The organism is Citrobacter sp. S46_ASV_140 (assembly GCF_018919545.1).
Taxonomy (GTDB): domain Bacteria; phylum Pseudomonadota; class Gammaproteobacteria; order Enterobacterales; family Enterobacteriaceae; genus Citrobacter; species Citrobacter braakii.
The window spans coordinates 1-14308 of sequence record NZ_JAHLRC010000090.1; the positions used below are offsets into that span (position 1 = coordinate 1).

Here is a 14308-nt window from a genome sequence, read left to right on the forward strand (position 1 = left end):
TGACGTGATATACACCGTCAATAATTTCCGTTCCTTCGGTTTCATGTTCAAATCCAGGGAAGTGGTGGTCCCAGGACTGCAACGAACGTAGATAACTAATCTGCGGGCTATTGGCGTCGCCAAAGTTTTCCCCGGACAGCAGCATTGGAATTCCCGGTGGGTAAGGAATCACGGAATTCGCAGCTATACGACCCGGCAGATTTTCAATGGCCACCATCTCAACGTTATCGCTGACTATCGCGTTATAGGCTTCACGCGGGGTGATTTCAGCAACAGGCAGGCCGGAGTAGGCCGCGTTGAGTCGGCTGCCAGGGTTGTTCTCTTTCAGCCAGGCAAACATGGTGTCGCCCAGATCGTGAATGCCCATGTTGGCGTATGTGTCAGGATGTTCCTCAACCAGTTCTGGCATCACCTGCGCCAGCGGTGTATTGGCATCGTAATGGTGTTTGAATGAGCACAGGGTATTGATCAGCGTGCCCCATTTCCCACGGGTAATCCCCATTGAGAACAGGAACATAATCTGGAAATCGGTGGTACGGGTCGGCACGATACCGTGGCGGCCAAGCCAGGCGGTGACCAGCGCTGCCGGTACGCCGCTCTCTTCCAGTTCGCCATCATCGCCCATCCCCGGCGCCAGAATACTGACTTTGATTGGGTCCAGCATGCTCCAGTTATCCGGCAGGTCTTTAAACCCGTGCCAGGATTCACCCGGACGCATCACCCAGCAGTTCTGGTCAGTGGTCAGGAGTTGGGTTGGCGCATCGGCAAAGTCATAAGTTTTGCCGGTTTGCGGGTCAGTCACCACTTCTTTGTTCCACGGTTTGAAGAACCAGTCGCCTTCGGCGGAAAATTCTTTGTACAAACGCGCCATGGCCTGACGGAAATCGACCGCTTCGTCGATCACTTCCTGGGTGAGCGACAGACCGCTGTTGCCGTCCATCATGGAGACCGCCACGTCGTTTGATGCGCAGATGGCATACAGCGGAGAGGTGGTGGCGTGCATCATGTACGCCTGGTTAAAGCGGGAGAAGTTCACGGCCCCACGACCTTCACGGACGTGAATGTAAGACGCCTGAGAGAGCGCGTTCAGCAGTTTGTGGGTCGAGTGGGTCGCAAAAACGGTAGGACCGTTATGATCGCCCGGCGCGCCACGCATAGCGTAGTGATCGGCATAAATTGGGTTAAAGCGAGCATAGCCGTACCAGGCCTCATCGAAGTGGATGCGATCGCTGGTTTGCGCGAGCAGGTCCTGGGCCTCTTTGGCGTTGTAGCAAACACCGTCATAAGTACAGTTGGTCACAACGCTGTAAGACGGTTTTTGCCCGGCCTTGCCTTTGGTCAGCGGGCTTTCGCTGATTTTTTTCTGCAATGTTTCAGGCTGCATTTCCTGCGGGTAGATAGGGCCGATAATGCCGTACCGGTTGCGGCTTGGCACCATGTACACCGGTTTTGCGCCGGTGAGGATCAACCCCTGCTCGATAGATTTGTGGCAGTTACGATCCAGCACCACGACGTCGTTGTCGGTCATACAAGCCTGCATGATGGTGCGGTTAGAGCCGGATGTCCCAACCACTACAGACCAGGAGCGGTCAGCGCCAAACACGCGGGCGGCATATTTTTCGCTCTCGCCAAATGCGCCGGTATGATCCAGCAGTGAGCCGAGCGATGCGCGTTCAATACCCATGTCGCTACGGAATAAGTTTTCACCGTAGTAATCATGGTAAAAACGACCCGCCGGCGTTTTGGTAAATCCGACACCGCCCTGGTGACCAGGCGCCGCCCAGGAGTATTCATGGATGTCGCCGTACTTCATCAGCGCGCTGAACAGTGGCGGCAGAAGCTGCTGGCGGTAACGGGTCATCGCCGCAACGGCACGTCCGGCGATAAAGTCTGCGGTATCTTCCATAATCCAGGCGAATTCATCGACAAGCTCCAGCAGGTCGCGATCCAGCGATGCGGTGGCTTTTTCGCGATCGCCCAGCAGGAAAACGGGAACGTTTTGCTGGCGCTCGTGGAGCTTGCCGATCAATTGCCTGACGTTCAGGTGCTCGTCTTGTTGTTCCATTTGATAGCTAAACATCAGGCAATCAATGGCTTCATTAGCGGCGAGGATTGCGTAACCATCGTCGAATGAGGTGGACTTAATGACGGTAACATTTTGGCGGCTTAATGCATCAGCCAGACGTTCGACAGCGCTACCGACCCAGGTGTCCTGATGCAGAAACTCACTTTCAACAATTAATACTTTCATCATCTTTTACCCGGTTGTGGAAAGGTTGCAATTTATGGATTGCAGACACACCGTATGAATGTGACGCAGGCAAGTATTATCCTGACAAAATGGGCTGTAAAGCGGGTGATAAATAGTCTGATTTGTGTTTAATTTGTTTTTAAACAAATAGTTATGTTTACTTATTGGCGATTTTTCATCGCTGTTTATCGACAGGGGGATTATTTTTTTGGCTGATACTGATATCGGCGAACGATAGGGATCGTAGGCTGGAGTAACGCCGGTGGTTTCTGGCTGCTCAGCCAGCCATTGTTTGCCGGCGCTGCTGGCTCAGTTTGCGGTACTGCTGCGGCGACATGCCGACAAACTTGCTGAAGGTGTCATAAAAACGGCTGCTGGATCGGAATCCGGCGGTCAACGCGACGTCAAGAATGGTTTTATCGGTATCGCTAAGCAATGCGCGGACGTGATTGATCCGCATTGCGGTGATGTACTGCTTCATGGTGAGTTGCATCACGCGCTGGAAAATCCCCATCGCGTAGTTGGCGTTGAGCTTCACGTGTTCCGCGACGTCGTTGATAGTGAGCACCTGATCGTAGTTATCGGCAATAAAACTCAGCATCTGGCTTACGTAAAACTGGGCGTGCCGCGAAACGCTGTTTTTGTGCGTCCGCGAAGTTTTATTGACCAGGATTGGCTGCCAGCCGGAAAGGCTAAACCGCTTGAGCATCAGACCAATTTCATCAATGGCGAGCTGGCGAATTTGCTCGTTCGGGTTGCTCAGCTCCTGTTGCCAGCGCTGAACTTCAAAGGTGCTTAGCTGCTGCGATGCCAGCGATTTGATGACCATGCCATGGGTAACGTGGTTGATCAGTTCGCGATCCAGCGGCCAGGAAAGGAAAAGGTGCATCGGTAAATTGAAGATAGCCATGCTTTGGCAGCGGCCCGGACGCGTGAGCTGATGCGGCGTACAGGCCCAGAAAAGCGTAATGTGTCCCTGTTTTATCTGCACCACTTCGTTGTTGATAAGGTACTCAACGTCGCCATCAAACGGCACATTAATCTCCACCTGCCCATGCCAGTGGCTGGCAGGCATAGCATGCGGTGAGCGCAGCTCAATATCCATCCGTTGATATTCTGAGTACAACGACAATGGGCTGCGGGTTTGCTCTTCATCGCTGCTGCACATGTGCGGATCGGGGGGAAGAGGCGATGTCGGTAATGTACTCATGGTTGCTCCATTTCCTGAATTATCAGAATCATGTCATTTGCTGCGCATTAAGGCTGAGAATCAGGACACAAATCGGACCGATATCATTGAGCATAGTGAGATTTTGGGGCCGCATACTCTGCTTTTTGTGCAATTTTGTCCCATAAACTCAGATCCAGTATGGGACAAAGAGGCGATCTGAGTTTATGGGAATGCTCGCCAGGGAAGTCGGAAGTTTTCATCAATGCGCTGTGCCACCATGACTGTGTTCACTAATGTTCTGGAGAGTCATGATGTCTGCACCCAAAATTACCTTTATCGGCGCCGGTTCCACGATTTTCGTCAAAAATATCCTCGGGGACGTCTTTCATCGCGATGCGCTGAAATCTGCGCATATCGCCTTGATGGACGTCAATCCTACTCGGCTGGAAGAGTCACACATTGTGGTGCGTAAGTTGATGGACTCAGCGGGCGCGTCCGGGCGTATCACCTGCTATACCGATCAAAAAGCGGCATTGCAGGATGCTGATTTTGTGGTGGTCGCTTTCCAGATTGGTGGCTATGAACCTTGTACCGTTACCGATTTTGCGGTGTGTAAACGTCATGGTCTGGAGCAGACGATTGCCGATACGTTGGGGCCAGGCGGCATTATGCGCGCGCTGCGCACTATCCCGCATTTATGGCAGATTTGTGAGGATATGACCGAAGTCTGCCCGCAGGCCACTATGCTTAACTACGTTAACCCGATGGCGATGAACACCTGGGCAATGTATGCGCGCTATCCGCATATTAAGCAGGTTGGATTGTGTCACTCGGTGCAAGGGACAGCGGAGGAGCTGGCCCGCGATTTGAACATCGACCCGGCCTCTTTGCGCTATCGCTGCGCCGGGATCAACCATATGGCGTTTTATCTGGAACTTGAGCGTAAAACGGCTGACGGTGCTTATGTGAATCTCTATCCGGAGCTGCTGGCGGCCTATGAATCTGGTCAGGCGCCGAAACCGAATCTTCACGGTAATACCCGTTGTCAGAACATTGTGCGCTATGAAATGTTCAAAAAGCTGGGCTATTTCGTCACTGAGTCGTCGGAGCATTTCGCGGAATATACGCCGTGGTTTATCAAACCAGGGCGTGAGGATCTGATTGAGCGCTATAAGGTTCCACTGGATGAGTATCCAAAACGCTGTGTGGAACAGCTGGCGAACTGGAACAAAGAGCTGGAAGAGTACAAAACGGCGGCGCGGATCGAGATTAAACCGTCACGTGAATATGCCAGCACTATCATGAACGCTATCTGGACCGGTGAACCGAGCGTGGTGTATGGCAACGTTCGCAATGACCATCTGATCGATAACCTGCCGCAAGGCTGTTGCGTGGAGGTGGCTTGCCTGGTCGATGCGAATGGTATCCAGCCAACGAAGGTGGGTACTCTCCCGTCACATTTGGCGGCCATGATGCAAACCAATATCAATGTTCAGACCCTGCTAACGGAAGCCATTCTGACGGAAAATCGCGATCGCGTTTATCACGCGGCGATGATGGATCCGCATACCGCCGCGGTATTGGGGATTGAGGAGATTTATGCGCTGGTGGACGACCTGATCGCGTCTCATGGCGACTGGCTGCCGGCCTGGTTACACCGTTAACACACCATTACGCCGGGCAGAGCATCCGGCGTTTAACCTCTGACGTTTCCTCTAACAGAAGGCGGGCGCTGGTAACGGCGACCCGATACCCTATGAGCATCTCTCTGAAAACAAAACTCAGTTACGGATTTGGAGCGTTTGGTAAGGATTTCGCCATCGGTATTGTGTACATGTACCTGATGTATTACTACACCGACGTGGTGGGATTATCGGTGGGGCTGGTCGGAACGTTGTTCCTGGCGGCAAGGGTCTGGGATGCGGTAAACGATCCCATCATGGGCTGGATTGTGAACGCCACCCGGTCGCGGTGGGGAAAATTTAAACCCTGGATCTTACTTGGTACGCTGGCGAACTCATTGGTGCTGTTTTTGCTTTTTAGCGCACATTTGTTTGAGGGCACTGCACAAGTCGTATTTGTGTGCGTGACGTATATATTATGGGGAATGACCTACACCATTATGGATATTCCATTCTGGTCGCTGGTGCCAACTATTACGCTGGATAAACGCGAGCGTGAACAACTGGTGCCGTTTCCTCGTTTCTTCGCAAGCCTGGCTGGGTTTGTCACCGCCGGGGTAACGCTGCCCTTTGTGAGCTATGTTGGCGGGGTCGATCGCGGCTTTGGTTTCCAGATGTTTACGCTGGTGCTGATTGCATTCTTTATCGTTTCTACCGTTGTTACGCTGCGTAATGTGCATGAGGTTTATTCGTCAGATAGCGAGGCAACGGCGGACAGCAGTCGTCTTGGGCTGAAAGCGATCGTTGGGCTCATCTATAAAAACGACCAGTTATCCTGCCTGCTAGGCATGGCGCTGGCTTACAACATTGCCGCCAATATCATTGCTGGCTTTGCCATTTACTATTTTACTTATGTGATTGGCGATGCAAGCCTCTTCCCGTACTACATGTCTTACGCAGGAGCGGCAAACCTGCTGACGCTGATTTTCTTTCCTCGATTGGTAAAAGCGTTGTCACGACGGATCCTGTGGGCTGGGGCATCCGTGCTGCCGGTGCTCAGCTGTATCGTGCTGCTGGTGATGGCGTTAGCCGGTTTCCATAACATCTTACTCATTGTTATTGCTGGTATTTTACTGAATATTGGTTCAGCGCTTTTCTGGGTGTTGCAGGTCATTATGGTGGCGGATACCGTTGATTACGGTGAATACAAACTGAATGTACGTTGTGAAAGTATCGCTTATTCAGTGCAGACGATGGTGGTAAAAGGAGGGTCAGCGTTTGCCGCTTTCTTTATCGCAGTGATACTTGGGGTGATTAATTACGCGCCGAATGTCGCGCAGTCTGCAGAAACCATTGTTGGTATGCAATTCATTATGATCGCGCTACCAGCACTCTTTTTTGTGGTGACCTTAGTCCTTTACTTCCGCTTTTACCGACTGAACGGCGACACGCTGCGCAGGGTCCAGATTCATTTGTTGGATAAGTACCGTAAGGTGCCGCAGCACCATGAGCAACCGGATATCCCGGCTATTGCGATAGTCACCCCAGGTGATGTGAAGGCGTAGCTATGGAATGGCATTCGTGGATTGGGTATTTGGCGGCTAGCCTGACGACGCTCTCATTCTTACCGCAAGCGATTAAGGTCATTACCACCCGCAACACGCAGGGTATCTCCGGTTTAATGTATGTAATGTTTGTGTGTGGGCTGGTGTTGTGGCTGATTTATGGATTATTGATTGAAGATACTGCCGTCAGCATGGCGAACTTTCTGACACTCCTGTTCGCCTTGCCGATTCTGGTTATCAAGTCTCGCAATGGGTAGGGCAGATTGCCGGATAAGCGTCAGCGCTATCCGGCAGTTTTTAACTGTCTGTTGTGCCAGCCCGCCAGCACGAGCACCGTGGTGAGCGCACCGAGCAGGGCGCAGAACATATCCGACTGGGTATCCCACGGGTCGCCCTGCGTCCCGAGAAAATCATCTGCTCCCTGACCCATCGCCAGCGCTGCCCACCATTCGATCAGCTCATACATCGCGCTAATCGCCAGCGCCACGCAGCAGACCAAAAATGCCAGCATTTTGCGGCCACGAACAATATTACCGCGCACTAAAATCTCTCTTGCCGTCAGGGCGGGCACCAGACCCTGGAAGAAGTGACCCAGCTTGTCATAGGGGTTACGACTGAGATCCAGCCACTCCTGAACCTGAAAACCGACAGGGACTTTAGCGTAGGTATACATACCGCCGACCATCAGAATGATGGCGTGCAAGAAAATGAGCGTGTAGAGCAATGGCGTCAGCGGGTAGCGCTTCACGGTCGCCAGCAACAGTGGGACGACAATAATGACCGGCGTAACTTCCATTAGCCAGGTGATTTTCTCCGTGGCAGAGATACCGGTGTAGATAAGTATTAGCGCCAGAAGCAACGCGCCAGAGTGCAAGATTGTGGAGTTCAGTGTGCGGAGCATGGCGAATTCACAAGTAATGGAAAAGGTTACTATTCCCTGTGAGCGGCAAAAATTCAACGCCAGTAAATGGGGGGATAAAGTTGGCCCGGGGGGATCACTGGACTGACGCCAAAAATCTGTTGTCAGTCCAGTGCCGGGCCGAATGGGTTACTTCGCGCAGTTAGCGCATTGTTTGCTGACGATTTGCTGGAAGAAATCGTTGCCTTTGTCATCGACCAGAATGAAAGCCGGGAAATCTTCGACTTCGATTTTCCAGATAGCTTCCATACCCAGCTCCGGGTATTCCACGCATTCCAGATGTTTAATACTCTGCTGCGCAAGTACCGCTGCCGGGCCACCAATGCTGCCTAAATAGAAGCCGCCGTGTTTATGGCAGGCGTCTGTCACCTGCTGGCTACGGTTACCTTTTGCCAGCATGATCATGCTGCCACCGTGAGACTGTAGCAGGTCAACATAGGAGTCCATACGACCCGCAGTGGTTGGCCCTAAAGAGCCGGACGGATAACCCGCAGGTGTTTTGGCCGGGCCCGCGTAGTAGATAGGGTGATCTTTCACGTACTGCGGCAGACCTTCGCCGGATTCAATACGTTCTTTTAGCTTCGCGTGGGCAATATCGCGACCGACAATGATGGTGCCGCTCAGCGACAGACGGGTAGAAACCGGATACTGAGAGAGCTGAGCGAGGATCTCTTTCATTGGGCGGTTAAGGTCAACTTTAACCACTTCACCTTCGCCTGCCTGGCGCAGCGACTCCGGAATGTACTGGGCTGGGTTATGTTCCAGTTTTTCGATCCAGATCCCTTCGCGGTTAATCTTGGCCTTGATGTTACGGTCTGCGGAGCAAGACACACCCATACCAACCGGGCAGGATGCGCCGTGGCGAGGCAGGCGGATCACGCGGATATCGTGCGCGAAGTATTTCCCGCCAAACTGGGCGCCGAGGCCGAGTTTCTGCGCTTCTTCCAGTAGTTCCTGTTCCAGTTGCAGATCGCGGAACGCCTGGCCGTGCGCATTACCTTCAGTCGGCAGTGCGTCATAGTAGTGTGTGCTGGCCAGCTTCACCGTTTTCAGGGTGCTTTCCGCTGACGTGCCGCCAATGACGAATGCAATGTGGTACGGCGGGCATGCTGCGGTACCCAGCGTGCGCATTTTCTCAACCAGGAAGTTTTTCAGTTTGCCGGGCGTCAGCAGCGCTTTGGTTTCCTGATACAGATAGGTTTTGTTCGCTGAACCGCCGCCTTTGGCCACGCACAGGAATTTGTATTCGTCACCGTCCACGCTGTACAGGTCGATTTGTGCGGGCAGGTTGGTGCCGGTATTCACTTCTTTGTACATATCCAGCGCCGCGTTTTGCGAGTAGCGCAGGTTATCTTCAATATAGGTATTAAATACGCCCTTGGAGAGTGCCGCTTCGTCGCCACCACCGGTCCAGACGCGCTGACCTTTTTTACCCATGATAATTGCCGTACCGGTGTCCTGGCAGGTTGGCAATACGCCTTTAGCCGCGATTTCGGAGTTTCTCAGGAACTGCAGCGCTACGTATTTATCGTTTTCGCTGGCTTCGGGATCATGGAGAATTGAGGCGACTTGCTGTTGGTGTTCAGGGCGGAGCATGAAGGAGGCATCGTGGAAGGCTTGTTGGGCCAGTAGCGTAAGTGCTTCAGGGGCTACTTTCAGGATTGTTTCGCCTTCAAACTCGCCGACGCTGACGTGATCGGAGGTCAGCAGGTAGTACTCAGTTTTGTCTTCCCCCAGTGGGAAAGCCGCCTGATAAGTGAATTCAACTTTTGACATTTGCTTCCAGCCTTTTCATTTTTCTCAGGAATTTTAAAATTCTCTGTGTCTTGACGGTGGCGTGCCGTTCCAAAGCGGACGGCACGCGCACTGTAATTACAGGAAACCGTACATTGCAGCGAAGATCCAACCAAAGACACAGGATACGCTCACGCCGATCAACCCAGGTAGAATGAAGCTGTGGTTGATAACGAAACGGCCAATGTGGGTGGTGCCGGAACGGTCAAACTGAATAGCCGCCAGATCGCTCGGGTAAGTCGGCAGAATGTAGTAACCGTAACATGCCGGAGCGGAAGCAACGATGTACGCTGGATCAACCCCAATTGCCAGTGCGACCGGAACAATTGCCGCCAGCGCCGCAGCCTGGGAGTTTACAAATTTGGAAACCAACAGCAGAACAATTGCATAGGCCCACGGATACTCTTTCACCATATTGCCCAGCACACCTTCGATTTCCGTCATGTGCGCGCCGAACATTGTTTCGGCCATCCAGGCAATACCGTACACCGCCACAATCGCGATCATACCGGAACGGAAGACTTCGTTTTTAGATATTGAAGCGGGATTGGTCTTCGTCAGGATAATAATCAGCGCACCGGTCAGCAGCATGAACATCTGGATAACCAGTACCATTGACAGCGGTTTGCCGCTGAAGGTAGGGCGCAGCTCAGAGAACGCGCCGAGCACGGCAACAACGGCGATAGCGGCAAGGAAGATCCACATGGCCAGCCAGTTGCTTTTCGGCAGCTTTTTGTCTAACAGTGTGGCGGTATCGCCATAAACGTAGTTGTGGTTTTCAGGAACGGAAATAAACTTCTGGAATTCTTCATCTTTATCCAGATCTTTACCGCGGAACCAACTGAAGATACCGATCGCCAGGATACCCAACAGGGTAGACGGGATAGTGATGCTGAGCAGGTCGAGGAATTCAAGATGCTTGCCTTCAAACGTTACGTTACCCAGCATTGCGACCAGTGATACAACGGCCACGGACACCGGGCTGGCGATAATCCCCATCTGCGCACCGATAGAACTCGCTGCCATCGGACGTTCCGGGCGAATATTGTTCTTAATGGCAACGTCATAAATGATTGGCAGGATGGTGTATACCACGTGGCCTGTACCGCAGAGAATCGTCAGGGTGCAGGTAACGAACGGGGCGACGATGGAAACGTATTTTGGGTTACGGCGCAGCAGCTTTTCAGCGATTTGCAGCATAACGTCAAGGCCGCCGGAGGCTTGCAAGGTTGCCGATGCGGCCACCACGGCAATAATAACCAGCATTACATCTACAGGTGGTTTACCCGGCTGGAGATGGAAAACGAAAACCAGAATGACCAGGCCGATACCGCCTAATAAACCCAGCGCGATACCGCCCTTTCTGGCACCATAAAACAAACATATTAATATTATAAGAAGTTGTATACTAAATAACATTTTATTTACCCTCGCGAAAAAACCAGTCAATTTTTTGAAAAATGGATCTGTGCCACATTCTTTTTTGCCGGAATAGGCATCAAAAAATGGTCAGTATTCGATATGTCCGTATTTGCGATTAATGTTCAAATGTCTTGCTAGAATGTTTTTTTAACGTTATGGCGATATTTAGCTTTTTTCTGTGGCTTTGATCAGAGGAGAGAATCCTCAGGCGATGGGAGGCAGAGCTGGACATGGAGAGCTGCGGTTGACGCTGTAATTTATCTGTTTTGCGTTTTCCGCTATTACGTGAACCACCGACAGAATGGGTGAGTAGGTTATTTGTGTGATCACGCTCACGCCATTTCATAATGTGATGAGGTTGGCGTGCGGATACTTTTATTTGCTCACAAAAATGTACGGTGTCCATGGTACGTAGCATGGTCTCCATTGCTACCAGTCTAGATTTTGTATGTCTGGTTAATTTCAGACTAATCCTTTATGGGTAAAAATACACACTCTGCGAGCTAGATAATACTTAATTAACTTTTGTTAGCGATTTTGAAATTAAAAACAGTGTGACGTTAATCAATATTAAAATAATACATTTAACATGCTGGATACAAATATATTTGATCTAACGCAAATTTATAATTCTGCAGCATGATTCAGAAAAGAAGGGATTTTTCATTATTTTAATAATTGTTACTTTCAAATAACAAATAATCCCAAATTGTTTTTATTGGCAATATTGTTTTAGTAATGAGTAATGTTCAGCCTGAACGCGGTAACGATAAACCGGTCTACCGGTTACGCCATAATGGATGCTGGTAAATAGGATGTGACAATTGACGAGCCAGATAAGATATTTACGGCAAGAAACGCGCGAGATATTGACCTCGTTGGCCAGTTCATCGGTGGAGAATTCCTGATCCTGATGCTCATCAATCCACTGGCACAGCGTGCGTAACGTTTGTGGCGTTAATCCTTTAGGTAAGCGCCGCGCTTCCTGTTCATTGGAGGAGCTGCCGTGAATCAACTGGTCAAGCTCAGACTGTTCATAGTACTGATGCTTTTCCATCTCGGTTTTCTTCTGTAGCCAGCCGGTCAGCGCCTCTTCAAAACGGGACGCCTGGAACGGTTTGATCAGGTAGTCAACGACACCATAGTGGAGAGAGTCTTTGATGGTGGTCGCGTCAGCGGCGGAAGAGATGACAATGACATCACACTTGCAACCTTCGCTGTGCAATACAGGCAACAGATCCAGACCGTTTTCTTTTTGCATATAAATATCAAGCAAAATCAAATCGATATGATTACCGCTATGAAAGATTATCTCTTTTGCTTTCTCCAGCGTGGAGGCTGTGCCGCAGCAATGAAAACCGGAGAGTTGCGCGACATAACGGCGGTTTAATTCCGCTACCATTGCATCGTCATCGACAATTAAGACATTGATCATCTGCTGGCCCTCTCACCATTCCACGGTAACTGTACAAAAAATTGGGTGAAGATCCCAGGTTCTGACTCGACGGAAATATTGCCGCCAACGTTTTCAACCTGTTGTTTAACAAGTGCTAAACCAACGCCCCGTTCGGTTCCTTTTGACGAAACGCCTTTCTCAAAGATGTGCTCAATGTGTTCGGGGGCAATCCCCGGACCATCGTCATTCACTTCGCAATGCAACCAGCCGTGTCGATAATGCAAGGATACGCTGATCTCGCCACCAGGTTCTTGACCTAGCGCCTCCAGGGCGTTTTCAATTAAATTCCCCAGAACGGTAATCAGCACAGCCACCTGATCTTCGTTGCTGTTTTCCGGCAACTGGCTTTCATTGCTGATCACCAGGCTATGGCCTAAATCAGATGTGCGATTAATCTTACTGAGTAAAAATCCTGCGATCACCGGGGATTTTATTTTTCCTAATAGTGAGCCAATCTCTTCCTGATAACTGTTCGCGGTCTTCAGGATGTAATTTTCAAGCTGCTTATAACTTTTCAGATGCAATAATCCCAGAATCACGTGCAATTTATTCATGAATTCGTGGGATCGTTCACGAAGTGCGTCGGCATAGTTGACCATGCCGTCCAGTCGTTGCATTAATTTTCGGACTTCAGTCTTATCTCTGAATGTTGAAATGGCCCCGATGATTTTACCGTTGCTGAGTACCGGAACCGTGTTAATTAAGAGTAGCCGATCCTTCACCATGATCTCTTCATCGCGACGCGGCGTTCCGTCATGCAGTACCTGTGAAAAATCGACCACTTTTGACCATGCGTGGTTGAGCGTGGAGAGCTGGGCATCGTCTTGCGATTTGTGGTAATCCAGCAATTCTTGTGCTGCCTGGTTTATCAGCGTCACTTCACCGCACTCGTCAACGGCAATGACGCCTTCCTTTATAGAGTGCAGCATCGCCTGGCGTTGTTCGAACAGATTGGAGATTTCATAAGGCTCCAGACCAAACAGAATACGCTTGAGGACTTTGACAAATACCCATGTGCCGAGCAGCCCAACCAGCACGCCAAATAAGATGGACCAAAAGATGCTGCCACGGCTGTTATTGATCTGCTCAGTCACCCTGCTTAGCTCAAGGCCGATCGACACGACGCCTATCTGCCGGTGATGCTCGTCATAAATAGGGGTAAATACGCGTAGGGCTTGCGCCAGAAATCCGCGATTAATGGCGACATTCTCTTTCCCTTGCAGGGCCAGCAAAATGTCATCGCCTTTAAACGGCTGACCGATTCGCTGCGCTTCGGGATGGGAGTAACGAATGCTTTGCATATCGGTGACGACGATGAACAAAAAATCGTTGCTTTTATTCACCGCCTGGGCAATCGCCTGAATACCGCTTTCCTCGGGCTTTTTCATTAGCCCCTGGCGGATCTCCGGGGAGTTTGCCAGCGTTCGTGCGACCGCAAGCGCTTTACCCGCTAATGCATCGCGCGTCATGTTGCTGATTTGCGAGAAATAAATCAGATGAACGACAAGCAGCACGGAGAAGAGTACCGCACTGACCATGAGGATCACGGTAGTGCCGAGCTTCATTGGGCGTTTGCGTATAGCAGTACGTTGCAGAGAGTGTCTCATCACGGTCCTGGAATCACGGTTTGTATGGGTATTATCGCCTGATGGGATGCGTAATTCAAAGGTGGTAGGGATGATGGGGCATGGGCTGCCTGGGCTTTTCTTCTATATATAACGTAGAGCGAGTCTCTTTTTATATAGAGATTTCCTTATCTGCTTTCACTTCTTTCAGGGAGGGTGACCACTATTTTGCTTACGATTGTGGATAACTCTGTGTGTAAATGGGTATAAGGCGGGGTTTTGCTGTGGAATGCAGCGGTCAGTCATTTTTCTGCAATTTAAGGGTTGCGGGCCGCGGGAAACTCCCTATAATGCGCCTCCATCGACACGGCGGATGTGAATCACTTCACACAAACAGCCGGTTCGGTTGAAGAGAAAAACCTGAAAATGAGGGTTGACTCTGAAAGAGGAAAGCGTAATATACGCCACCTCGCGACAGAGCGCTAAAGCGCGTCGCAACTGCTCTTTAACAATTTATCAGACAATCTGTGTGGGCACTCGAAG

At 50.8% G+C, this 14308-nt stretch carries 11 protein-coding genes; 3 read left to right on the plus strand and 8 right to left on the minus strand.

Annotated elements, in window-relative coordinates; genetic code table 11:
• The coding region (gene adiA, locus KQJ19_RS18070) for an arginine decarboxylase (RefSeq protein ID WP_216403940.1) at positions 1-2251 on the minus strand (2251 nt) is incomplete at its 3' end.
• Between the two features lie 277 nt (positions 2252-2528).
• Positions 2529-3461: a transcriptional regulator MelR gene (melR, locus tag KQJ19_RS18075; RefSeq protein WP_047499581.1), complete on the minus strand. Its 933-nt coding sequence runs from the start codon at positions 3459-3461 to the stop codon at positions 2529-2531.
• 269 nt (positions 3462-3730) lie between these two features.
• On the opposite strand from melR, the gene melA reads away from it, so the two are divergent.
• The 3 genes from melA to KQJ19_RS18090 all read left to right on the plus strand — a co-directional run bounded on the left by melA (position 3731) and on the right by KQJ19_RS18090 (position 6866).
• On the plus strand, positions 3731-5086 hold the full coding sequence (melA, locus tag KQJ19_RS18080; protein ID WP_049259806.1) for an alpha-galactosidase: 1356 nt from the start codon (positions 3731-3733) through the stop codon (positions 5084-5086).
• 92 nt (positions 5087-5178) lie between these two features.
• A complete protein-coding gene (gene melB / locus KQJ19_RS18085) occupies positions 5179-6609 on the plus strand; it encodes a melibiose:sodium transporter MelB (protein ID WP_216403941.1) in 1431 nt (476 codons plus the stop codon).
• Positions 6610-6611: 2 nt separating this feature from the next.
• Complete coding sequence (locus KQJ19_RS18090) at positions 6612-6866, plus strand: SemiSWEET transporter (RefSeq protein ID WP_016155416.1); 255 nt, start codon at positions 6612-6614, stop codon at positions 6864-6866.
• A 26-nt stretch (positions 6867-6892) separates the two neighbouring features.
• On the opposite strand, the gene KQJ19_RS18095 is transcribed toward KQJ19_RS18090, so the two are convergent.
• The 6 genes from KQJ19_RS18095 to KQJ19_RS18120 all read right to left on the minus strand — a co-directional run bounded on the left by KQJ19_RS18095 (position 6893) and on the right by KQJ19_RS18120 (position 13807).
• A complete protein-coding gene (locus KQJ19_RS18095) occupies positions 6893-7510 on the minus strand; it encodes a DUF2238 domain-containing protein (RefSeq protein ID WP_019077832.1) in 618 nt (205 codons plus the stop codon).
• Between the two features lie 147 nt (positions 7511-7657).
• Complete coding sequence (gene fumA, locus KQJ19_RS18100) at positions 7658-9304, minus strand: class I fumarate hydratase FumA (RefSeq protein ID WP_016155418.1); 1647 nt, start codon at positions 9302-9304, stop codon at positions 7658-7660.
• A 96-nt stretch (positions 9305-9400) separates the two neighbouring features.
• Complete coding sequence (gene dcuB, locus KQJ19_RS18105; protein WP_003031873.1) at positions 9401-10741, minus strand: anaerobic C4-dicarboxylate transporter DcuB; 1341 nt, start codon at positions 10739-10741, stop codon at positions 9401-9403.
• Positions 10742-10859: 118 nt separating this feature from the next.
• On the minus strand, positions 10860-11162 hold the full coding sequence (locus KQJ19_RS18110) for a hypothetical protein (protein WP_131341598.1): 303 nt from the start codon (positions 11160-11162) through the stop codon (positions 10860-10862).
• A 297-nt stretch (positions 11163-11459) separates the two neighbouring features.
• Positions 11460-12179 (minus strand): two-component system response regulator DcuR, encoded by a 720-nt coding sequence (dcuR, locus tag KQJ19_RS18115; protein WP_016155419.1) that lies wholly within the window; start codon positions 12177-12179, stop codon positions 11460-11462.
• Positions 12176-13807: a sensor histidine kinase gene (locus KQJ19_RS18120; RefSeq protein ID WP_103767205.1), complete on the minus strand. Its 1632-nt coding sequence runs from the start codon at positions 13805-13807 to the stop codon at positions 12176-12178. The genes dcuR and KQJ19_RS18120 overlap by 4 nt, the downstream gene beginning before the upstream one ends.
• Between the last annotated feature and the right edge of the window lie 501 nt (positions 13808-14308).